Here is a 22,371-nt window from a genome sequence, read left to right as displayed (position 1 = left end):
ATTGATTAGAAAAATGAATTTATAATGAAAATAGGAGGAGAGTAGCGTTTGTGTGATGAAATTAACCGATTTGCGATTGAAAAGCAGCAAATCTTAGGAAAATCGATTTTATTTAACCAACAAGAGTCAGCCCGATCATTAAAAATAGGATTAATTAATTTGATGCCACAAAAAGAAGTCACAGAAGAACAGTTTTTCCGCCTATTATCAAGTAGTGGTCACCCTGTTGAAGTCAAATTGATAAAGATGGCGACTTACCAAAGCACGACCACTGATAAAGTTCATTTAGAAAAATATTATCATACCTTGTCTGAAATCAAAGATGAGTCTTTCGATGGCTTGATTATTACAGGTGCACCGATTGAAACCATTCCTTTTGAGGAAGTCAGTTATTGGGAAGAGTTGACGGATGTAATGCGTTGGAGTCAAGCAACGGATACTTCAACATTGAATATTTGTTGGGGAGCACAAGCAGCACTTTATGTGCATCATGGGATTGAAAAAATTTTGTACCAAGAAAAACTATCCGGTCTCTTTTTACAATCAGCAAAAGTAACGCATCCACTCATGACCGATTTTCCAGCAACATTTTCGTATCCGCAATCCCGTCATACGGGAATCGATTTAACAAAAATAAATAGCAAAGACTTTGAGGTGATTGCACAAAGTCCAATCCTTGGACCAACGATTTTAACCTCTAATAGCAATCAAAATATTTATGTTTTAGGCCATTTAGAGTACGATACGAATACATTAAAAAGAGAATACGAACGTGATGTGGCCCGAAAGTTGGCACCTAAATTACCTGAAAATTATTTTGAAAAAGATGATGTCAATCAACCAATCGTAAACAACTGGGAGCCATATGCTCAATTATTTTATCAAAATTGGCTGACATCGTTGGATCAACGAGCAGGAGTTTAAAGTAGTACCAGTTTGCAAGAAAGTAAATGAAAATTATTTTTTAAAATAATGAAAAAGTAAAAAAACACTTTTAATCGTCAGAAAACAGCGACATGAAAGTGTTTTCATGAACGTAAATAGCTAAAAAAACAGCGGATCATCGTTATCCTGCTGTTTTTTTTATCATTTTGAACTTGACAATTTTATGAGATAATTTATACTGATGTTGTGGTTACTACCAGATTGAAATGTGGTTTGAATAAATAATGAGTGACTCATTACTAGAAAGAAAAAAGAAGAAAGTTATTATCTATTTTATTGTTATCTTCTTTCTAGTTACAGCTCAATTGTTTGTAAACGCTATCTTTCATTTTTGAGAGTAATGCCTAAAATAGTTGGCTTCCTTATAAGAAAGGAGTCATTGAGGAGGAAACAGTAATGAGTATTATTGGAGTGCGAATTGACGGAAGGTTGATACATGGTCAAGTAGCGAATCTATGGACGACAAAATTAAATATTAGTCGAATCATGGTCGTGGATGATGAGGTAGCAGAAAACGCAATTGAAAAGAGTGGTTTGAAATTAGCAACCCCTTCTGGCGTGAAGTTAAGCGTTTTACCTGTTGAAAAAGCAGCTGCAAACATTTTAGCCGGAAAGTATGATTCTCAGCGTCTACTCATTGTTGCGCGCCGCCCAGACCGTCTATTAAGACTCGTTCAAGCAGGAGTAAAACTAGAAGAAATTAACGTTGGAAACATGTCACAAACACCAGAAACACGTTCGATTACAAAGTCTATTAATGTGGTAGACGCAGATGTAGAAGCTTTTAAAGAGTTAAAAGCACAGGGCATTCGTCTTGTTTCACAAATGGTTCCAAGTGATCGAGCAGACGACTTTATGAATTTATTAAACAAATAGGAGGGAATACTTATGGCAATTCAATGGTGGCAAATATTACTATTATCCTTATATGCAGGTTACCAAATTTTAGATGAATTAACACTTTACTCTTCAATGAGTTCGGCGGTTTTTGCGGGGCTATTCGCAGGATTAGTAATGGGAGATATTAAAACAGGTTTACTAATCGGTGGTTCGATGCAATTAACAGTGTTAGGTGTAGGAACATTTGGTGGGGCTTCAAGAATTGATGCCAACTCAGGAACGGTTTTAGCAACGGCATTCTCAATTGCACTTGGTTGGGATCCGGAACAAGCGATTGCAACAATCGCAGTACCAGTAGCGGCATTAATGATTCAAATGGATATTTTAGGACGTTTTGCAAATACGTTCTTTGCACATCGTATCGATTCTCATATTGAAGCATTTAACTACAAAGCAATTGAACGTAGCTATTTAGCAGGAGCGATTCCGTGGGCATTGTCTCGTATGCTTCCAGTTTTCTTAGCGCTAGCATTTGGTGGCGAATTGGTTGAAAGCGTTGTCGCAATCTTAAATGGCGACTTAAAATGGTTAGGCGATGGATTATCAGTTGCCGGAGCGGTATTACCAGCAGTCGGTTTTGCAATTCTATTACGTTACTTACCAGTAAAAAAACACTTCCCTTATCTATTATTAGGCTTCGTAATTACAGCCCTATTTACTACAATTTTTGGCAACATTCAACTATTAGGTGCCAACGTAGCAAGTGTTGTGGAAGAATATTCAGCAGTCTTAAATGGCTTACCGATGTTAGCAATCGCTGTAATTGGTTTTGCCTTAGCAGCCATTAGCTACAAAAATAGCCAATCAGTACCAGTAACACAAGGAACTTCAAATGCTTCTGCGGAGGGGGAAATTGACGATGACGAAATCTAATTATAAATTAACGAAAGAAGATTTTAAACAAATTAACCGTAGAAACCTTCTTACGTTCCAATTAGGTTGGAACTATGAGCGTATGCAAGGTTCAAGTTACTTATACACCATTTTACCGCAATTACGTAAAATGTATGGTGATGATACGGATGAGCTAAAGACAGCAATGACCGCCCACGTACAATTCTTTAATACGTCGAACTTTTTAAATACAATCGTAACAGGGATTGATTTAGCGATTGAAGAAAAAGAAGGAATTGACGGAATTAATACGGTTTCAGGTATTAAGACAGGTTTGATGGGACCATTCGCAGCGATTGGTGACTCCATTTTTGGAGCCTTAATTCCGACAATCTTTGGTGCAATTTCAGCAAACATGGCGATCCAAGGTAACCCAGTAGGTGTCTTCTTATGGATTGCGGCTCAAGTTGCTGTCATGGTTCTACGTTGGAAACAACTAGAGTTCTCCTATAAAGAAGGAGTTAGTTTAGTTACTACGATGCAACATCGTTTAACGGCCTTAACCGATGCGGCAACGTTGATGGGAGTATTCATGGTTGGAGCCTTAGTTGCAACAATGGTTAACGTTAAAATCGCTTGGGCACCAGCAATTGGAGATGTTACTTTAAGCTTACAAAATAACTTAGACATGATCTTACCACGTTTATTCCCAGCATTAATCGTTGGTATTGTGTACTGGTTATTAGGTAAGAAAAATATCACATCAACACGTGCGATTTTCATCGTATTAATCGTATCGATTGCCTTATCTGCACTAGGCGTTATTTCAAAATAATAAGGGAGCGTACCTTAAATGAGTCATTTAGTATTAATTAGTCATGGAACATTTTGCGAACATTTAAAACAAAGTACCGAAATGATTATGGGACCGCAAGAAACGATCCATACGGTTGCATTATTACCAGAAGAAGGCCCTGCGGAGTTTCAAACGAAACTCCAAGCAGTGCTGGATAATCTCGATGATTATGTTGTCTTGTGTGATTTAGCAGGCGGCACGCCAAGTAATGTGGCGGCAAAAATGTTAATGACAGGCGCATCTTTTGAGTTGTATTCAGGAATGAATATGCCAATGGTCATTAGTTTTATTAACGGTGAAATGATTGGTTCAAAAGCAAATCTTGTAGCTGATGCAAGAGAGGGCATTACATTTATTAATGACCTTTTAGCCGCAGTTGACGACGATGAAGATGAGTAAATATTAATAAACAGCCACTTGACAAAAAGCGTTTTCTTTTGTTAAGTGGTTCTTTATTTTAATACTTGTTCAACTTGGCTTAAATTTGACAAAGTCTTAAATAATCAGTGTTTTGTGTTGACTACTGGATTTTTTAATAGTAGACTTAGTTCGTGGTAGTAACCAGTTAGCGAGGTTGAGATTTGATCAACCCAATTGAAAATGGAGGAGAGAAGATGTATCAATTAGCAGTAGAAGAACTTGTAAAAATGGGCGCTGAAATCACAACCCGTGAAATTCGCCAACAACCAGAATTATGGGCAGAAGCCTTTGAAAATTATCAAGGTGCCGAAGAAAGAATTACCGCCTTTTTGGCCACCGTTAAAGCTAGCACAACGGAACGCATTCGGATTATTTTTACCGGTGCAGGCACGTCACAATATGTCGGCGATATTTTAGTCCCTTATTTAAGTCAATGCAGTGATAAACAATTTATTTTCCAAAGCGTTGGTACAACGGATATCGTTGCATCGCCGGAACAATATTTCTCAGCGGATGAAACAACGATTGTGGTTTCTTTTGCTCGTAGTGGGAATAGTCCAGAGAGTGTGGCAACCGTTGATTTAGCAAATAAAATTATCAAAAATGTATTCCATATGACGATTACTTGCGCCAAAGAAGGGGCATTAGCAAAAGCCGCACATGGCGATGAGCGTAATTTACTCTTATTAATGCCAGAACGTTCGAATGACGTAGGATTTGCGATGACAGGAAGTTTTTCTTGTATGACATTGACTGGTTTACTTGTCTTTGATACAAGCAATCAAACGGAGAACAAAGCAACAATTGTTCAAACATTAATTGCACTAGGAGAAGATGTCTTAAGTCGTGAAGCTGAAATTCAAGCGATTATCGACCGCGACTTTGATCGTATCGTTTACTTAGGTTCAGGTAGCTTATCTGGTTTAACCCGTGAGGCACAATTAAAAGTGCTCGAATTGACGGCCGGAAAAGTAACGACTGTTTTTGATTCGTCACTCGGTTTCCGTCACGGGCCAAAATCGTTCGTTAACGAGCGCACATTGTTATTTGATTTCATCAGTAACAATCCTTATACGCGTCAATACGATGTCGATATTTTAGAAGAAGTCAACGGCGATCAAATTGCAGCTGGTGTGATTGGTATTGGTCAAGTAGGAGAAGTTAATTTCTCAGGTGAAAATTTTGTTCTAAAACAAGACACGAACTTATTACCAGATGGTTATCTAGCATTAGCAGGGGGAATTTTTGCTCAAACGATTTCCCTACTCGCTTCGATTAAAGTCGGAAATACACCTGATACACCATCACCAACAGGCACGGTTAACCGTGTTGTTAAAGGCGTAATTATTCACGAATATTAAAATAAAAGATTGAATTGAGAAAAGAAAAGGAGAGACAAACATGTTACAACTAACAGCAGGGAAAAAAGCAGCAATGGATCGTTTATCAACGAAAGATGGAATTATCGGTGCCTTAGCGATTGACCAACGTGGAGCAATGAAAAAAATGATGACCGCTTTAGGTGTGGATGCGACAGCAACACAAATTGAAGAGTTTAAATCACTTGTTTCCGAAGAGTTGACCCCTTTTTCTTCTTCGATTTTATTAGATCCGGAATATGGCCTACCCGCTGCAAACGTTCGCGATGCAGATGCTGGCTTACTTTTAGCATATGAAAAAACAGGATATGACGCTTCAACACCTGGACGCATGCCTGATTTATTAGAAGAATGGTCTGTTTTAGCTTTAAAAGAGCAAGGGGCAGACGCCATTAAATTCTTGCTTTACTATGATGTCGATGAAGATCCTGCAATTAATCATAAGAAACACATCTTTATCGAACGCCTTGGTAGCGAGTGTATTGGAGAAGACCTACCCTTTTACTTAGAGTTGTTATCTTATGATGCAACGAATGCCGACAATGCATCAGCGGAATTTGCCAAAGTAAAACCACGTAAGGTCAACGAAATGATGAAAGAATTTTCGAAAGCTAAATACAAAGTTGACGTCTTAAAAGTTGAAGTGCCAGTTAACATGAACTTTGTTGAAGGATTTACAGATGGTGAAGTCGTTCATACACGCGCAGAAGCATTACAATTCTTCAAAGAACAAAGTGAAGCGACACACTTACCATTTATCTTTTTAAGTGCCGGCGTTTCAGCACAAATGTTCCAAGATACGTTAGTTTTTGCCAAAGAAGCAGGTTCAACATTTAACGGTGTCTTATGTGGACGTGCCACTTGGAAAAACGGTGTTGCACCATTTATTGAATCGGGTGAAGCTGCCGCTCGTGAGTGGTTACAAACCGAAGGAAAAGAGAATATTGAGTCCTTGAACCGTGTCGTGGCTGAAACAGCGAGCTCATGGCATGATAAGATGGAAGTCATCTAACCCGATTATCGATCAAATGTTTGTATAATAAAAAGAGGTGTGACATACATGAACGTTTTTGACTAAACGACTTTTGTCACACCTTATTTTCTTAAAAAGGAGAAATAAAATGGCTACTTTTGAAATAAAAGAAGAATTTATGTTAAATGGTGAACCTTTTAAGATTTTATCTGGTGCGATTCACTATTTCCGTGTGCACCCGTCGGATTGGTCGCACTCATTGCACAATTTAAAAGCACTCGGATTTAATACGGTTGAAACGTATGTCCCTTGGAATATTCATGAAGCCAACGAAGGAGAATTTCGTTTCGATGGTATTCGTGATCTTGTTTCCTTTATGAGAGAAGCCGAAAAAATCGGTTTATACGTGATTTTACGTCCAACACCGTATATTTGTGCCGAATGGGAATTTGGTGGCTTACCAGCTTGGTTATTAAATAAAGACATGCGTATTCGTTCAAGCGATCCGAAGTTTTTAGCCTATGTACGTAAATATTATGAAGTGTTAATGGCGCAAGTCACGCCATTACAAATTACGAACGGTGGACCAATCATTATGATGCAAATCGAAAATGAATACGGATCCTATGGGGAAGACAAAGATTATTTACGCTCAATCAAGGAATTAATGGAAGAATTAGGTGTAGATGTGCCCCTATTTACTTCGGATGGTTCTTGGTTAGCCACGCTAGCAGCCGGTAGTATGGTAGAAGAAGGCGTGTTACCAACGGGCAATTTTGGTTCACGTGGCAAAGAAAATTTTGCTGCTTTAAAAGATTTCCATCAATCTTATGGTAAAAAATGGCCGTTAATGTGTATGGAGTTTTGGGATGGTTGGTTTAACCGTTGGGCAGAGCCAATTGTTACGCGCGAAACCGATGAGTTAGTTGACGCCTTACGTGAAGTGTTAGAGTTAGGCAGTGTCAATTTATACATGTTCCATGGAGGGACCAACTTTGGCTTCATGAATGGCTCTTCAGCGCGCGGCACACTCGATTTACCACAAATTACTTCATATGATTACGGGGCGCCACTAGATGAACAAGGCAATCCAACTGAAAAATATTACGCTATCAAAGAAATGGTGCATGAATTATTCCCAGACTTGGTGCAAATGGATCCAATTGTCAAAGAGACGATGGAAATATTGGACGTACCATTAGCCAATAAAGTGAGCTTGGTCGAAGTTTTAGATGATATTAGTGAAAAATTAGTCACAAAATACCCGCAACCAATGGAAAAAGTGGGGCAAAATTATGGCTATCTATTTTATCGGACGAAGATTCGTCGTGAAGCTGAAAAAGAGCATTACCGAATCATTGATGCACGTGACCGTGCCAAAATGTACATAAACGGTGAACTGATTGCGACACAGTACCAAGAAAAAATTGGCGAGAGCATCTACTTTGAGCCAAAAGAAGCCATCAATCAAATGGATATTTTGATTGAGAATATGGGACGTGTGAACTACGGACACAAGTTATTAGCCGATACCCAACGAAAAGGCATTCGCCAAGGTGTGATGACCGACTTACATTTCATTCTGGATTGGGAGCAGTACTCATTGCCATTTGACCAACCATTAACGATGGATTACTCAAAAGATTGGCATGAAGGACAACCTGCTTTCTATCAATTTGAATTTGAGATTGAGCAATTAGAAGATACATTTATTAATCTGCAAGCCTTTGGTAAAGGGATTGTCTTAGTCAATGGCAATCATATTGGCAGATTTTGGAATAAAGGTGCAACCCAATCGCTTTATATTCCAAAAGGCTTCTTAAACAAAGGAGCGAATGAAGTCGTTATCTTTGAAACAGAAGGGGTACACAGTGAGACTATCAGTTTCACAAAAGCACCGATTTTCGATTTAGTTGAAACGACATTACATTAATTTAGAAGTAGGCGATGACGTTGTTAGTCATCGCTTTTTATATTTTGAATCTTTTTGTGCGTGTCATTAGACACTCCAGGAGTGCTCGATTATCTTTTGCTTCAGGACGTCTACTTTAAGACATCTTATTGCAAACGGCATAACTAAATCAACTGCTCAGAAATAAGCCGTTCTGGAAAAAGTGAAGAACGCACTTTCTTTCCAGAAGCTTGCTTATTTTTCACAGCAGAACGATTTATTTATAGCCTCTTATCTGAAACGGTATTTTTAAAGCAGGCATTCGGAGGTAAGCTGTCTTTTCGATAAAAATGAAAGAACCATTTTTTCGAAAGTCTTCGTACCTCTCATGCCTAAACGCTTTAAAAATGACCTCTTATTGCAAACGGCATAACTAAATCAACTGCTCAGAAATAAGCCGTTCTGGAAAAAGTGAAGAACGCACTTTCTTTCCAGAAGCTTGCTTATTTTTCACAGCAGAACGATTTATTTATAGCCTCTTATCTAAAACGGCATTTCTGAAGCAATGACTCAATGATAAGCCAGAATCTGTTTGAAAGTAAAAAACACTTTCAAACACTTCTTTGCTTCTCACTCGTCATTAAACGCTTCAGAAATAGCCTCTTATTGTTTCACGTGAAACATGTATTTTTCTCTGTATTTCTCTAGAAAAAAGCCACTTTTCCTTGCATGATTGTGGAATTTACGTTACAGTAATAACGGATCTGTGAAACATTTTTCTGTTTCACGTAGAAGAAAGGAAATAAGCGATGTTACCTGAAGAATTCAAAGAAAAATTACAAGAAAAAGGCATTAATTTGAGTGAAAAACAGCTTGATCAATTCGAAAAATATTTTGAATTATTAGTGTCGTGGAATGAGAAAATGAACTTAACCGCAATCACTGAAAAACGTGAGGTTTATTTAAAACATTTTTACGATTCGATTATGTTGGCGTTAGTGGTCGATTTGAAACCAGATGCTTCTTTATGTGATGTTGGTTCGGGTGCGGGTTTTCCGAGTATCCCACTGAAAATCATTTACCCAACGTTAAAAGTCTCAATTGTTGACTCACTAAACAAGCGCATTACTTTCTTGACAAATTTAGTAAAAGAATTAGGTCTAGAAGGTGTCTCATTGTTCCATGATCGTGCAGAAACGTTTGCGCAATCAAAAGACCATCGTGAAAGTTATGACTATGTAACGGCTCGTGCAGTGGCTCGTTTGAACGTCTTAACTGAGTTGTGTTTACCATTAGTAAAGAAAAATGGCGCATTTTTAGCTTTGAAAGCGGCGAAAAGTGATGAAGAGTTACAAGAAGCGCAACCAGCGATTCGATTACTAGGCGGTAAATTTATTGAAGACAAAGTCAGCTTCTTACCGATTACTGGCGATGAACGTCATGTATTAGTCATTGAGAAGAAAAAAGAGACACCGAAAAAATACCCGAGAAAACCAGGGTTACCAAATAAACAACCGATAGTATAGGAGGACAATTCATGGCCCGCATTATTTCAGTTGCAAATCAAAAAGGTGGCGTAGGTAAGACGACTACGACCGTTAACTTAGGATCTAGTTTAGCGTTTATGGGAAAAAAGATTTTATTGGTTGATATCGATGCACAAGGCAATGCCACAAGTGGCATGGGGATTCGTAAGCCAGATGTCACGCAAGATATTTATGATGTTTTAGTCAATGAAGTACCAATTCAAGATGCGATTGTTCCAAGTTCAAGAGAAGGCTTGGATATCGTACCTGCGACGTTACAATTAGCTGGAGCAGAAATTGAATTGACCTCAATGATGGCGCGTGAATCACGATTGAAATTAGCCCTAAATGAAGTCAAAGATCAATACGACTATATTTTAATTGATTGCCCACCGTCACTAGGACATTTGACGATTAATGCCTTCACAGCCAGTGATTCGATTTTAATTCCAGTGCAATGTGAGTACTATGCATTAGAGGGGTTAAGCCAGTTGTTAAATACCGTGCGTCTTGTTCAAAAACACTTTAATCCAGAGCTAGAAATCGAAGGCGTATTACTAACAATGTATGATGCGCGTACGAATCTAGGGGCTGAAGTTGTTGAAGAAGTTCGTCGTTATTTCCAAGAGAAAGTCTACGAAACGATTATTCCGCGTAATGTACGCTTATCAGAAGCACCGAGTCATGGCATGTCGATTATCGACTATGATATTCGTTCAAAAGGAGCAGAAGTGTATCAAGCACTAGCAAAGGAAGTGTTAGCGCGTGAAAAATAAAGGAAAAATTTTAGGTAAAGGCATTGATGCGTTGTTTCAAGATTTAGCCAGTTTAGAAGAAGTGGATGTTAAAACGGAAACACTCGTTGATATTTCATTGAATGAATTGCGCCCAAATCCGTATCAACCACGAAAAACCTTTGATGAAACATCATTAAAAGAACTAGCAAGTTCGATTGCGCACTCAGGTGTTTTCCAACCGATTATCGTTCGTAAATCAGCAGTCAAAGGCTATGAAATTATTGCCGGTGAGCGTCGTTTTCGAGCGTCTAAATTAGCTAAAAAAGAAACCATCCCAGCCATTATTCGCGATTTTGATGAAGAAGCGATGATGCAAGTCGCTGTTTTAGAGAACTTGCAGCGTGAAGATTTAAATCCATTAGAAGAAGCAGAAGCCTATAAAATGTTAATGGATAATTTGAAATTAACTCAGGTAGAAGTTGCGACTCGCTTAGGTAAAAGTCGTCCATACATTGCAAACTATTTAAGATTGTTGACTTTGCCGCAATTAGCCAAAGAAATGCTCCAAGACGAGCGTCTGTCAATGGGACAAGCACGGACATTACTTGGTTTGAAAAACAAAGAAGAAATGTTAAAATTAGCTAACCGTTGTGTCAAAGAGAATTTAACCGTGCGTCAGTTAGAGCAACTGGTTTCCGAGATGAATGAAGACAAAACGAAGAAAAAAGTTTCGCGAATTATTCAAGAAAAGCCTTATTACTTACGTGAAAGTGAAGACCGTTTAATGGATAAGTTCGGTACGAGCGTTGAGATTCATGAGAAAAAAGGTAAAGGGAAGATCGAGATTGAATATTTGTCGCAAAGTGATTTAACCCGTATTTTAGATTTATTAAATATTTCATTTGATGAAGCATAATAGCCAAAGGAGCGGACTACAATGTATGATTTAAAAGATATTGTTGAGATGAAAAAGCCCCATGCCTGTCAAACCAATCGTTGGGAAATTATCCGAATGGGTGCTGATATCAAAATCAAATGCGAGGCTTGTGGTCAAATGGTGATGATGCCACGACGCGAATTTGAGAAAAAAATGAAAAAGATTTTAGAAAAAAATGATCAAGTATAGAAAGAGGAATAAAAAATGGCATTAACAGCAGGAATCGTTGGATTGCCTAACGTTGGAAAATCAACGTTATTCAATGCAATTACAAAAGCCGGTGTCGAAGCGGCAAACTATCCATTCGCAACAATCGATCCAAACGTAGGGATGGTTGAAGTACCAGACGATCGTCTACAACGTTTAACAGAACTTGTTAAACCAAAGAAAACTGTTCCAACCACTTTTGAATTTACTGATATTGCAGGAATCGTGAAAGGTGCAAGCCAAGGGGAAGGACTAGGAAACCAATTCTTAAGTCACATTCGCCAAGTGGATGCGATTTGTCACGTGGTTCGTTGTTTTGATGACGATAACATTACTCACGTAGAAGGCCGCGTTGACCCGTTAGCTGATATTGATACAATTAACTTAGAGCTTGTTTTAGCCGACTTAGACTCGGTTGTAAAGCGTCATCAACGCGTCTTTAAGATGGCTCGTACAAAAGATAAAGAAGCCGTAGCAGAATTAGCGGTGTTAGATAAAATTAAGCCAGTTTTAGAAGAAGGCCTTTCTGCTCGTTCAATCGAGTTCACTGAAGAAGAAGAAAAAATTGTCCGTTCACTGTTCTTATTAACGACAAAACCAGTCCTTTATATCGCGAACGTGAGTGAAGATGAAGTTTCTGATGCGGAAAATAATGAATATGTTAAACTTGTTCGTGAGTTTGCAGCCAGTGAACATGCGGAAGTTGTGATTGTTAGCGCACGTGCTGAAGAAGAAATTGCGGAGTTGGATGAAGAAGACAAAGCAGAATTCTTAGAAGCATTGGGGATTGAAGAGTCTGGTCTGGATCAGTTAATTCGTCGAGCGTATCATTTATTAGGTTTAGCAACCTACTTTACAGCCGGTGAGCAAGAAGTACGTGCTTGGACCTTTAAACAAGGGATTAAAGCGCCACAAGCAGCAGGAATCATTCATACCGACTTTGAACGTGGTTTTATTCGTGCCGAAACGGTGTCATATGATGATTTAAGCCAATACGGTTCGATGCAAGCAGCCAAAGAAGCTGGTCGTGTTCGTTTAGAAGGAAAAGAATACATCGTACAAGATGGCGATGTTATGCTGTTTCGTTTTAACGTGTAAAACCGTTCCTTATTTTATTATCAAGGGACGTCATTTAAAAAGGGGGACTATCGCAAGATGGAAACAGAAACAATTCGAAATTATGTTTCAGAAAACCGCGAATTAGAAAAACAATTAACGAACAAAAACCAACAGTATATTTTTGATTTAAAGAAATCATTAGATGCCGCGAACTTGTCTGAAGAAGAAAAGGCCGTTGCTTTACATGATATTTTACCAACACTTGTTCAAGAACAAAAAAGTGGAAAGACGGCTCGTCACTTATTTGGGACCGTTTCAGAACGTACCGATGCCATCTTAAATAAACCAGAAGAAAAGAAAGAAACAACACCATTCTTCATGTGGCTTGATAACGCCTTGCTAATTTTAGCCGTCTTTGGCTTAATGTTAGGTTCAATGGGCTTAATTATGAAAGACGCAGTCCAAGTTTACGGTGTGATTACGCTCTTCTTAATGGCTGGGATTGGTGGTTGGGTATTTTACTTAATGTATAAATACGTGTACCGCTTTGAAAAACCAGGGGCAGATAAAAGCGAACGCCTGAAAATGTGGAAAATTATTTTAATTTTAGCTGGAGCCTTCTTAGCATGGATTACCTTAATTGGTTTCTCTGCACTCATTCCAGCAGCGATTAACGTGATTTTACCGCCAGCTGGTTTACTCGTAATTGGTGCCGCAGCCTTTGGTGTCCGTTACTACTTAAAGAAAAAATACAACATTGTTGGAAGTTTAGCTTTACCTAGAGGCGAAGCACCCAAAAAATAAAGAATAGCGCAACTCGGATGATAACCGAACGAATAAATATATATTCGTTCTATCGTTCGGGTTGTTTTTTGAATCTTCGTCTTTGTCTCTGAAAAAGAAGGAATAGAATGAGGGTTTTTTAATATTTGGAAAAGGATAGTTGACAGACTACTAGATTTTTGCTATTTTCAATAACAATACAAAAAAACAAAACTTGAGGAGTGGTTACAGCAATGTCCAACTGGGAAACGAAATTTGCAAAAAAAGGGTTAACGTTTGATGATGTCTTATTAATTCCAGCAGAAAGTCACGTATTGCCAAACGATGTTGATATGAGTGTGCAATTAGCAAAAAATATCAAATTAAATATTCCAATCATTAGTGCCAGTATGGATACCGTAACTGATAGTAAAATGGCGATTGCAATGGCGCGCCAAGGTGGTCTAGGTGTTATTCATAAAAACATGAATATCCAGCAACAAGCCGAAGAAGTCTTGAAAGTAAAACGTTCAGAAAGTGGCGTTATTATTGATCCGTTTTTCTTAACCCCTACTCATTTAGTGGCAGATGCAGAAAAATTAATGTCTACTTACCGAATTAGCGGTGTGCCAATTGTCGATACATTAGAAAATCGTAAATTAGTTGGAATCATTACAAACCGTGATGTCCGCTTTGTGACAGATTACAATATTGAAATTAATGAAGTGATGACCAAAGACAATTTAGTCACTGCACCAATTGGTACGTCTTTAAAAGATGCGGAAAAAACATTGCAAAAACACAAAATCGAAAAATTACCAATCGTTGACGAAGAAGGTCGCTTAAGTGGTTTAATTACGATTAAAGATATTGAAAAAGTGATTGAATTCCCGAATGCAGCAAAAGACGAGCATGGTCGTTTACTCGTTGCAGCAGCAGTTGGTGTCACAAGTGATACTTTTGAACGTGCTGGAGCATTATTAGAGGCTGGTGCGGATGCGATTATTATTGATACAGCACATGGTCATAGTGCCGGTGTATTACGTAAAATTGAAGAAATTCGTGCAGCTTTCCCAGATGCGACTCTAATTGCCGGAAACGTCGCTACAGCAGAAGGAACAAAAGCACTCTATGATGCAGGTGTTGATGTGGTTAAGGTCGGAATTGGTCCTGGTTCCATTTGTACAACACGTGTTGTTGCAGGAGTCGGAGTTCCTCAATTAACAGCGATTTATGATGCTGGATCCGTTGCTCGTCAGTACGGAAAAACAATTATCGCTGATGGCGGAATCAAATACTCAGGTGATATTGTTAAAGCGTTAGCGGCTGGTGGCTTTGCCGTAATGCTAGGTAGTATGTTAGCTGGAACCGATGAGTCTCCAGGTGAATTTGAAATTTATCAAGGCCGTCGTTTCAAAACTTACCGTGGCATGGGTTCTCTAGGCGCAATGGAAAAAGGTTCAAGTGATCGATACTTCCAAGGTGGCGTAAACGAAGCCAATAAATTAGTTCCAGAAGGAATTGAAGGCCGTGTGGCTTACAAAGGTAGTGCCGCAGACATTTTATTCCAAATGATTGGTGGCTTAAAATCAGGTATGGGTTACGTTGGTGCAGCCAACTTACAACAATTACGTGACGATGCCCAATTCATCCAAATGAGTGGCAATGGACTAAAAGAATCACATCCACATGACGTCCAAATTACAAAAGAAGCACCAAACTACTCCGTACAATAAGAGGCTATAAATAAATCGTTCAGCTGCGAAAAATAAGCAAGCTTCTGGAAAGAAAGTGCGTTCTTCACTTTTTTCCAGAACGGCCCTTTTCACTAAGAGGTTATTTTTTAAGCGTTCAGGCATGAGAGTTAAGCCAACTTAGCTCCACCGCTCCAGTCTACTCGACACCACAAAAAATAATTCATAAAAAAGCATCCACCAAGAATACTTTGTCTTGGTGGATGCTTTTTTCTTATTTCCAGAATTTCTCTGCGATTGCTTGTCCTTGGTTAATCTTAGCCCATTGTTGGTCAATTGATAATTCATTTCCACCATCACAAGAAGCAAAGCCACATTGGTGTGATAAGAATAATCGTTCTTTTGGTAAAATGTCACTGGCTTTTTCAAGTAATTGATAAACACGTTCTTCATCATCTAGATGAGATGTTTTACTCGAAAGTAATCCAAGTACAACATCAACATTTGGACGCTCCTTTAATACTTCAAGTGCGGAAAGCTCGCCCGCACGTTCATCGTCCCATTCCAGGAAAAAGCGATCATAACGTTGATCACGCAAGAATTTTTCAGCGATTGATTCGTAACTTCCACCAGCGGCATGGCGACTTTCATAATTTCCACGGCAGTTGTGTGTCCAAACCTTTAAACCTAATTCATGGGCATAATCGGCCACATTGTTGTTGATTGCGATAAAGGCATCTGCTAAATCTTCTAAACCATTGTTGCCAGCAGTGAAGAAACTTTGTTCATTGTCCTCAGAAAACAATTCCCATAAGCAGTCATCAAATTGAATAATTTCACCACCAGCGGCTTTGTATTCGACTAAAAATTCTTTATAGGCTTGAATTAAGCCTTCTTTTAAAGCCTCTTGTGTCGGATAAACTTGATCTTCGCCATAAATTTGATTCATGACAGCAAGTTCAGTAAAGGCGTGGGCTGCTCCCCAAACCGTAATTTTGGCAGGATGATCACCGGCTTGTTCTCTTAATTGCTTGTACAACGTAATAAAGTGATGATTTTTTCCAGAGAGTGGTTTTGTAATACGAATACCAATATCTTTTCGTGTCTCATAAACCCCACCATCGAAATCTTGGAAGGTGTACCCATTATCGGCAATAAAACGTTCAATTCCGTCGAAACCCCAAACAAAATCAAGATGCCACATCGAACGAGAGTATTCACCGTCTGTAATGACAGGGATCTTTGCGTCGATTTGTTTTTCAATCACTTTTTGAATCTCATTGGTTTCCGTTTCTTGATACCCCGTAAAATCATTGTAGAAAGGGTATTGAATGTCATCCCGTGCTTCGATTTTATTCTTATAGTCAAGTAAGTTAGTTGGGCGTAGTAAAGAACCTACAAGTTGAAAACGTTCTGCTGTCATATAAATAGCCTCCATGTCTGAAATAAATTGATAGGAATAGCATATCAAATAAAATCGAAAAGAGCTTATACATATTAATAACTACTAGCTATAGTTTAAAACTATAGATAAGAAAAAAACTTACGAATCGGCTATTAAAAAGCGATTCGTAAGTTCAAAGTATTAATTAAGTGGACGCTTCGAGGGATAGGGCATACTTCTTTACTCAAAGTGAATACTATTACTAACCAAGTGATATCCGTAGTTCCTACGGTTCGTGATGCTATCATTTAGTTAAATTTTGCGGTAATTTTCCAAACCAAAATATTGATATAGTGGGCGTTCATTTAATTGGAACATTTCTTCAATTGTCAAAAATTCATAACCGTGACTCTTTAAATTATCAATAATCGTTGCAATCCCATCGGCAGTCGATTGCTGAATGTCGTGCATTAACACAATACCACCAGGATGAGACGTTTGTTTCACAACTTCGATGACAGAGTGAGTATTTTTTGATTGCCAATCTAAAGAGTCGATGTCCCATTGAATCACAGGTTTGCCGATTGCTTTTGCGACTTCAGGATTAACGGCACCATAAGGTGGGCGAAACGTTCGAGGTAAGATCCCAGTCGCGTTAAAAATTGCTTTATCTGTTTCGCGTACTTCTTTCGTGACTTGGTCCGCTGTTAGCGCAGTTAATTGCGGGTGTGAGTACGAGTGGCTTGCAATTTCATGTCCATCTTTTTGAATTTGTTGGACGAGTTCAGGATATTCTTTTGCATTTTGACCGAGTAAGAAGAAGGTCGATTTAACCTTTTTCTCAGCAAGTACTTTAAGAACTTTTGGAGTGGTTGCGGCACTTGGTCCATCATCAAAAGTCAGTGCAATATATTTTTTGTTTGGATCCAGCGCTTGAACATCCTCAGTGAAAACAGCCGGATTTACTAAATTTTGCTGAATAAAAGGTCGGATTTTTTGATAAGGTAGAGAAATTTTTGAAACACCTGTATCATTTTTTTGCAATGTTATTTTTAGCTCTTCTGGTGCATAGGTTATTTTTGACTCCCAGTTGAGTACAGGTAAGTCTAACACAGCATCAATAATTTTTTTAGGATCTTCTGCTTCGTCCAAAATTTGCTGTTGGATAACTTGATGAATTCCTAATAAGTTGGCATCTTCCGCAATTAACTCTTTACTAGTAACTGGCTTTCCCGTCTTTTGATTGATATAGAGAGGAGAGTCTGTTTTTGTTGCAATTTTTTCAAAATTATTCTTGTTGATTTGCCATTGATAGGTGTCGACTTGAATATGATAGGCACCTAGGTGTTCGGTGTAGCTTGTGGTTCCCAAACCGGCGACTAAAACGATTGGTTCTTTCGTTTTTTGTTTTTTCATAATGTCATCCATCATTTTTTTGCTTTTTTCAGAAAAATCAGCAATAGGGAACGTATCTTTTTCTTTCGGAGAATAAATGATTTGTGTAATATTACGTCGTTCTTTTACATTTTTAATCGTTTCAAAACCGCTTTGTTTCTGAGCTTTTTGACTATTTTCAATAATTATTTGTTTTTCAACTTTGATTTGAGCATCCAATGCTCGTTGGTCAAAAAATTGTTTAATTGAAAAACCCCCAATCAATAAAACGGATAGTAAAACAAGAGGAATCCCCCATTTTAAGAGTTTAAAATGTTTCTGTTCTTTTTTTCGTCGTTCTCGAAGTTCACTTCTTAATTGAATTGGTTCTTGATCATTCATTCTAACACCTCTATTTTTTAATTCGTTGTCAATAACTTAACATTTATAAGTGATTAACTCAATTAATAGCAAAAAAACTTCTTTCATTTTTAATCTGAAAGAAGTTTCAAAAAAGAAGAGCTTAATTATTTCTCGATTTTTGTCATGCCACCCATATAAGGAACAAGCACTTCAGGAATCGTGATACTGCCATCTGCATTTTGATAATTTTCTAAAATTGCAGCAACTGTACGGCCGACTGCAAGACCAGAACCGTTTAATGTGTGGGCATAGTGAATTTTTCCATCCGCGTCACGGTAACGAATCATTGCACGACGGGCTTGGAAATCTTCACAGTTTGAACAAGAGCTGATTTCACGGTAAGTATCTTGTGCTGGAATCCAAACTTCTAAATCATACGTTTTAGCAGCTGAGAATCCCATATCGCCTGTTGAAAGTGTTAATACACGGTAAGGTAAATCGAGTTTTTGTAAAATGCTCTCAGCATCAGCGGTCATTTTCTCTAATTCATCGTAAGAATTTTCGCTTGTGCTCAATTTAACCATTTCTACTTTGTTGAATTGATGTAAACGAATTAAGCCACGAGTATCACGACCGGCACTTCCTGCTTCTGAACGAAAGGCTGGACTTAGTGCTGTAAAGTAAATAGGTAAGTCCTTCTCATCTAAAATTTCTTGACTGTGGTAGTTCGTTAATGGCACTTCAGCCGTTGGAATGAGTGTTAAATCGCTATCTGCCAATTGGAAGACATCTTCTTTAAATTTCGGGAATTGACCAGTTCCAAACATTGACTGACTATTAACCGTATAAGGCGTTAGCATTTCTGTGTAGCCATGTTCATCAACGTGTTGGTCAAGCATGAAGTTGTAAAGCGCACGTTCTAAGCGTGCACCGGCACCTTTATAGAAAACAAAACGACTGCCTGAAACTTTTGCGCCACGTTCGAAGTCTAAAATACCTAAGTCTTCGGCTACTTCCCAATGTGGTTTTGGTTCAAAGTCGAATGTTTTTGGTGTGCTCCAACGACGGACTTCAATGTTATCCTCTTCATCGGCACCTAGTGGTACGCTATCATGTGGTAAATTTGGTAAAGTCGTTGCAATTTCTTTTAGTTGCTCGTCAATTGCCAAAATTTGTTGGTCAATCGATTTGATCTTCTCGCCAACCATTTTCATTTCATTAATTTTTTCTGTCGCATCTAATTTTTCACGCTTTAACTGTGCGATTTCACCAGAAACATCGTTACGGTATTTTTTTTGTTCTTCCGTTTGAACAAGTAACGCACGACGTTGTTCATCCAATTCAACAAATTTCGCTAAAACATCTGCCTTTACACCACGTGACTGTAATTTCTGTTGGACAAAATCAAAGTTTTGACGAATCATCTTCATATCTAACATGTTATACCCTCCTATATATAGTAAATAAAATAAAAAAACTATTCCATCCCACGCTAATTGCTTGGGACGAAATAGATTATTCGCGGTACCACCCAAGTTCGACAAACTGTCGCCCTTGTATCTCTTGTAACCAAAGAGTAGGTCTTTCTTTCAAAAGAAGCAATCGAAGAATTGGATTCCATGTTTGACTATACTGATTTTCACCAACCATCAGCTCTCTACTATAGAAGAAACATGTACTAGATTCTCTGCGTAATAGATATAATTTGCTTTAGCATAGCGGAAAAGCACTCTTTCGTCAACTATTTATCAGCAATTTTACGCTCTTGTTTGACCCCAAGTGGTAAATGGATAATAAAAGAGGTCCATTGAGGATTTGATTTCGCATAAATATAGCCGCCGTGTAGGGCAATAATACTTTGGGCAATCGCTAAACCTAAACCGGATCCACCAGTTTCTTGAGAACGAGACTCTTCTACTCGATAGAAACGATTAAAAAGTGCATCAAGCGAGTGTTTTGGAATCATCTTGCCGTTATTTTTAACAGCAATCACGACTTCCGTTCCGATTTTTTCAATCGAAATTACAATGAGTGTCGCGTTTTTCCCATATTTCAGGGCATTGGTAATTAAATTGTTAAAAACGCGCACCAATTTATCTGTATCACCAGTCATCAAAATTTGAGGGACCTCTGATTGAATTTGAATCTCCACATCTTTACGAGAAGCTTCTAGTTCAAAATCAATCGCTAATTGTTCTAAGAGCTGGACCATGTCAAAGGTTATTGTACTAATCGGTGCATCTGGTTGACGTACTTTAGTGTATTCAAAGAGATCTTCCACTAAGGACTTCATCTGTTTGGCTTTAATATAGGCAATATGGGTATATTTCAATAAATCTTCTTTCGAATGGAACTGTCGATCTTCAATTAAACCGAGATAACCAATAATCGAAGTAAGTGGTGTTCGAATATCATGACTGACATTTGTAATCAATTCATCCTTCGATTGTTCAATGCGCCGTTCTTCTTCAATCGCAGCAACTGTACTATCCACTAGTCCGTTAATACTCGTGATAATTCGGTTTAAATCTCCACGGAGTTCAAAAGGGATTCGATGATCATAATTTCCTTCAGCAATATAATGCAGTTCAGAAATAATATGTCGTAATTGCATTTGCCGATAGCGTCGAATAATTCTCCAAGAGAGGATGAAGGCATCTAATAGTAGAAACACAGGCAATAAGATATTTTTACCGCTCAAAAAAATAGTTGAGTTAAAGTTTTTAACAAAAATATTGCGTGATTCAAAGATGGCATCATTTAACGACGGTGAATTGTTTATAATAGAAGAAAACAAGACAAGGATTGAAACGTTAATTAATAGTAGCAAAATAATTGTAACGATTGCCTCTGCGAAAAGTTCACTGATTTCTCTTGAGGTAAGTGTAATTCGTTTTTTATTTTCAAAGCTGTTATTTGGCATCGATTTTGTATCCAACTCCCCAAACTGTTTGAATGATTTTTTCCCCACCAGTTGCTTCTTCAATCTTATCGCGTAAATGGCTCACATGAACCATTACTGTTTTAGCAGAAACAACACTTTCTTGTTTCCAAACACGCTCAAAAATCTCATCTGCACTAAAGACACGATTAGTATGTGAAGCGAGTAAGTATAAAATGCCAAATTCAAGAGCGGTTAATTGAATAGCAACACCATCAATCGTTGTGACTTCGTGTGAATCACGATTAATAATTAATGAACCGACTTCTAAGATTTCGGTTTGATTTTGGTCAGAGGACATTTTTGTTCGGCGCAATAAAGATTTGACCCGTGCCATAACTTCCAATGGGTTGAATGGTTTTGTAACATAATCATCAGCTCCAGCTACTAATCCTTTAATTTTATCCATATCAGTTGTCTTAGCAGTCAACATAATGATTGGAATTTGTGACTCTTCTTTGCGTAAAGTTTTGACGACTTGCATTCCATCTAATTCAGGCATCATAATGTCTAAAATAAGCAATCCCAATTCAGGGGTTGATCGAACAGCGTTTAATGCCTCCTGACCGTCATAGACTTTGACAGGTTCATAACCTTCATTTTGAAGATAGATACTTAGTAACTCAACAATTTCTTTATCGTCATCGGCAACTAAAATTTTCATGGTGTACCCTCCTAGTAGTTTATCTCTCTATATATTATCAAAAAAATCAAAAAATAGATAAATTAATCTCTAATCTTTAGGAAAATTGATAAATCACTTGTTGTTTAAACGATAGCTAATGGTTTTTAGGCGAACGTTTAGACAGATATAAATGATATAATCCGTTTTTAAGTTATGTGAAGGGGTAAAAATACTGTAAGCTAGTGATAGAAGGGGTTTAAATCAAAACGTTGATATAATAGCCTTTTTTTAGTTGACGTGGCGCTTTAAAGTTGGTATATTGTTATGTATTGGGATTACGAAAACAGTTATTTATCTCAACAAACTTTTTAAATTTATTTTTAAAAAAACGATTGACAAACATAACGTTTGTTTGGTAAGATGTTCAAGTCGCTGTCATTACAGCAAACACTCTTATCATAAACTTAAAATAAAGTTTTAAAAAGTGTTGACAATGACTTGTTAACCTGATAAGATATAAGAGTTGCTAACGAAGCAACAACGTAGACCTTTGAAAACTGAACA

20 protein-coding genes and 1 other annotated feature are annotated in these 22,371 nt (G+C 37.9%); of the genes, 15 read left to right on the top strand and 5 right to left on the bottom strand.

The window, feature by feature from the left end; genetic code table 11:
- Nucleotides 1-48: 48 nt before the first annotated feature.
- The 15 genes from IEV09_RS10440 (at nt 49) to guaB (ending at nt 15,162) form a co-directional block, all read left to right on the top strand.
- Nucleotides 49-924 carry a homoserine O-succinyltransferase gene (locus IEV09_RS10440; protein WP_188368249.1) on the top strand — a complete coding sequence of 292 codons (876 nt, stop codon included), beginning with the start codon at nt 49-51 and terminating at the stop codon, nt 922-924.
- 417 nt (nt 925-1,341) lie between these two features.
- Nucleotides 1,342-1,821, top strand: a complete 480-nt coding sequence (locus IEV09_RS10435) for a PTS sugar transporter subunit IIB (protein ID WP_188368248.1) — start codon at nt 1,342-1,344, stop codon at nt 1,819-1,821.
- A gap of 12 nt (nt 1,822-1,833) precedes the next feature.
- Entirely contained in the window at nt 1,834-2,718 is an 885-nt protein-coding gene (locus IEV09_RS10430) for a PTS mannose/fructose/sorbose/N-acetylgalactosamine transporter subunit IIC (protein ID WP_188368247.1), read from the top strand.
- Entirely contained in the window at nt 2,705-3,514 is an 810-nt protein-coding gene (locus IEV09_RS10425) for a PTS system mannose/fructose/sorbose family transporter subunit IID (RefSeq protein WP_188368246.1), read from the top strand. The genes IEV09_RS10430 and IEV09_RS10425 overlap by 14 nt, the downstream gene beginning before the upstream one ends.
- 18 nt (nt 3,515-3,532) lie before the next feature.
- Nucleotides 3,533-3,934 (top strand): PTS sugar transporter subunit IIA, encoded by a 402-nt coding sequence (locus IEV09_RS10420; RefSeq protein WP_188368245.1) that lies wholly within the window; start codon nt 3,533-3,535, stop codon nt 3,932-3,934.
- Between the two features lie 215 nt (nt 3,935-4,149).
- Nucleotides 4,150-5,316 carry an SIS domain-containing protein gene (locus IEV09_RS10415; RefSeq protein WP_188368244.1) on the top strand — a complete coding sequence of 389 codons (1,167 nt, stop codon included), beginning with the start codon at nt 4,150-4,152 and terminating at the stop codon, nt 5,314-5,316.
- Nucleotides 5,317-5,356: 40 nt separating this feature from the next.
- The gene (gene lacD / locus IEV09_RS10410; RefSeq protein ID WP_188368243.1) at nt 5,357-6,346 is read left to right on the top strand and encodes a tagatose-bisphosphate aldolase; all 990 of its coding nucleotides are present in this window, start codon (nt 5,357-5,359) and stop codon (nt 6,344-6,346) included.
- A 109-nt stretch (nt 6,347-6,455) separates the two neighbouring features.
- Nucleotides 6,456-8,240, top strand: a complete 1,785-nt coding sequence (locus IEV09_RS10405) for a glycoside hydrolase family 35 protein (RefSeq protein WP_188368242.1) — start codon at nt 6,456-6,458, stop codon at nt 8,238-8,240.
- Nucleotides 8,241-9,007: 767 nt separating this feature from the next.
- Complete coding sequence (rsmG, locus tag IEV09_RS10400; protein ID WP_188368241.1) at nt 9,008-9,724, top strand: 16S rRNA (guanine(527)-N(7))-methyltransferase RsmG; 717 nt, start codon at nt 9,008-9,010, stop codon at nt 9,722-9,724.
- A gap of 11 nt (nt 9,725-9,735) precedes the next feature.
- Nucleotides 9,736-10,500: a ParA family protein gene (locus IEV09_RS10395; protein ID WP_188368240.1), complete on the top strand. Its 765-nt coding sequence runs from the start codon at nt 9,736-9,738 to the stop codon at nt 10,498-10,500.
- A complete protein-coding gene (locus tag IEV09_RS10390; RefSeq protein WP_188368239.1) occupies nt 10,490-11,377 on the top strand; it encodes a ParB/RepB/Spo0J family partition protein in 888 nt (295 codons plus the stop codon). Before IEV09_RS10395 ends, IEV09_RS10390 begins: the two co-directional genes overlap by 11 nt.
- Nucleotides 11,378-11,398: 21 nt before the next feature.
- Nucleotides 11,399-11,587, top strand: coding sequence for a DUF951 domain-containing protein (locus IEV09_RS12775; RefSeq protein ID WP_209651433.1), 189 nt, complete (start codon nt 11,399-11,401; stop codon nt 11,585-11,587).
- Nucleotides 11,588-11,602: 15 nt separating this feature from the next.
- Entirely contained in the window at nt 11,603-12,703 is a 1,101-nt protein-coding gene (ychF, locus tag IEV09_RS10385) for a redox-regulated ATPase YchF (protein ID WP_209651434.1), read from the top strand.
- A 57-nt stretch (nt 12,704-12,760) separates the two neighbouring features.
- On the top strand, nt 12,761-13,468 hold the full coding sequence (locus tag IEV09_RS10380; protein ID WP_188368238.1) for a DUF1129 domain-containing protein: 708 nt from the start codon (nt 12,761-12,763) through the stop codon (nt 13,466-13,468).
- Between the two features lie 212 nt (nt 13,469-13,680).
- Entirely contained in the window at nt 13,681-15,162 is a 1,482-nt protein-coding gene (guaB, locus tag IEV09_RS10375; protein WP_188368237.1) for an IMP dehydrogenase, read from the top strand.
- 232 nt (nt 15,163-15,394) lie between these two features.
- Here the strand turns inward: guaB and IEV09_RS10370 are convergent, their stop codons facing one another.
- The 5 genes from IEV09_RS10370 to croR form a co-directional block, all read right to left on the bottom strand.
- Nucleotides 15,395-16,543 (bottom strand): cobalamin-independent methionine synthase II family protein, encoded by a 1,149-nt coding sequence (locus tag IEV09_RS10370; RefSeq protein WP_188368236.1) that lies wholly within the window; start codon nt 16,541-16,543, stop codon nt 15,395-15,397.
- A gap of 273 nt (nt 16,544-16,816) precedes the next feature.
- Nucleotides 16,817-18,280 carry a polysaccharide deacetylase family protein gene (locus tag IEV09_RS10365; RefSeq protein WP_188368235.1) on the bottom strand — a complete coding sequence of 488 codons (1,464 nt, stop codon included), beginning with the start codon at nt 18,278-18,280 and terminating at the stop codon, nt 16,817-16,819.
- 125 nt (nt 18,281-18,405) lie between these two features.
- Nucleotides 18,406-19,680 (bottom strand): serine--tRNA ligase, encoded by a 1,275-nt coding sequence (gene serS / locus IEV09_RS10360; protein WP_188368234.1) that lies wholly within the window; start codon nt 19,678-19,680, stop codon nt 18,406-18,408.
- Nucleotides 19,681-19,739: 59 nt separating this feature from the next.
- Nucleotides 19,740-19,943 (bottom strand) — a binding site (T-box leader).
- A gap of 39 nt (nt 19,944-19,982) precedes the next feature.
- Nucleotides 19,983-21,164, bottom strand: a complete 1,182-nt coding sequence (locus tag IEV09_RS10355) for a sensor histidine kinase (protein WP_188368324.1) — start codon at nt 21,162-21,164, stop codon at nt 19,983-19,985.
- The gene (gene croR, locus IEV09_RS10350; RefSeq protein ID WP_188368233.1) at nt 21,154-21,846 is read right to left on the bottom strand and encodes a response regulator transcription factor CroR; all 693 of its coding nucleotides are present in this window, start codon (nt 21,844-21,846) and stop codon (nt 21,154-21,156) included. Before croR ends, IEV09_RS10355 begins: the two co-directional genes overlap by 11 nt.
- Nucleotides 21,847-22,371: the final 525 nt, after the last annotated feature.

The organism is Enterococcus alcedinis (genome assembly GCF_014635985.1).
Lineage (GTDB): Bacteria > Bacillota > Bacilli > Lactobacillales > Enterococcaceae > Enterococcus_I > Enterococcus_I alcedinis.
Note: the sequence above shows the minus strand (reverse complement) of the source record. Positions and strands in the feature narration are given on the sequence as shown.

Excerpts from the sequence above, each read along its gene's own strand:
- IEV09_RS12775 (WP_209651433.1), top strand. The coding sequence starts at position 11,399 with ATGTATGATTTAAAAGATATTGTTGAGATGAAAAAGCCCCATGCCTGT.
- IEV09_RS10365 (WP_188368235.1), bottom strand. The coding sequence starts at position 18,280 with ATGAATGATCAAGAACCAATTCAATTAAGAAGTGAACTTCGAGAACGA.
- IEV09_RS10425 (WP_188368246.1), top strand. The coding sequence starts at position 2,705 with ATGACGAAATCTAATTATAAATTAACGAAAGAAGATTTTAAACAAATT.
- serS (WP_188368234.1), bottom strand. The coding sequence starts at position 19,680 with ATGTTAGATATGAAGATGATTCGTCAAAACTTTGATTTTGTCCAACAG.
- IEV09_RS10420 (WP_188368245.1), top strand. The coding sequence starts at position 3,533 with ATGAGTCATTTAGTATTAATTAGTCATGGAACATTTTGCGAACATTTA.
- IEV09_RS10370 (WP_188368236.1), bottom strand. The coding sequence starts at position 16,543 with ATGACAGCAGAACGTTTTCAACTTGTAGGTTCTTTACTACGCCCAACT.
- lacD (WP_188368243.1), top strand. The coding sequence starts at position 5,357 with ATGTTACAACTAACAGCAGGGAAAAAAGCAGCAATGGATCGTTTATCA.
- IEV09_RS10430 (WP_188368247.1), top strand. The coding sequence starts at position 1,834 with ATGGCAATTCAATGGTGGCAAATATTACTATTATCCTTATATGCAGGT.
- IEV09_RS10380 (WP_188368238.1), top strand. The coding sequence starts at position 12,761 with ATGGAAACAGAAACAATTCGAAATTATGTTTCAGAAAACCGCGAATTA.
- IEV09_RS10405 (WP_188368242.1), top strand. The coding sequence starts at position 6,456 with ATGGCTACTTTTGAAATAAAAGAAGAATTTATGTTAAATGGTGAACCT.
- ychF (WP_209651434.1), top strand. The coding sequence starts at position 11,603 with ATGGCATTAACAGCAGGAATCGTTGGATTGCCTAACGTTGGAAAATCA.
- rsmG (WP_188368241.1), top strand. The coding sequence starts at position 9,008 with ATGTTACCTGAAGAATTCAAAGAAAAATTACAAGAAAAAGGCATTAAT.
- IEV09_RS10435 (WP_188368248.1), top strand. The coding sequence starts at position 1,342 with ATGAGTATTATTGGAGTGCGAATTGACGGAAGGTTGATACATGGTCAA.
- IEV09_RS10355 (WP_188368324.1), bottom strand. The coding sequence starts at position 21,164 with ATGCCAAATAACAGCTTTGAAAATAAAAAACGAATTACACTTACCTCA.
- IEV09_RS10415 (WP_188368244.1), top strand. The coding sequence starts at position 4,150 with ATGTATCAATTAGCAGTAGAAGAACTTGTAAAAATGGGCGCTGAAATC.
- croR (WP_188368233.1), bottom strand. The coding sequence starts at position 21,846 with ATGAAAATTTTAGTTGCCGATGACGATAAAGAAATTGTTGAGTTACTA.
- guaB (WP_188368237.1), top strand. The coding sequence starts at position 13,681 with ATGTCCAACTGGGAAACGAAATTTGCAAAAAAAGGGTTAACGTTTGAT.
- IEV09_RS10395 (WP_188368240.1), top strand. The coding sequence starts at position 9,736 with ATGGCCCGCATTATTTCAGTTGCAAATCAAAAAGGTGGCGTAGGTAAG.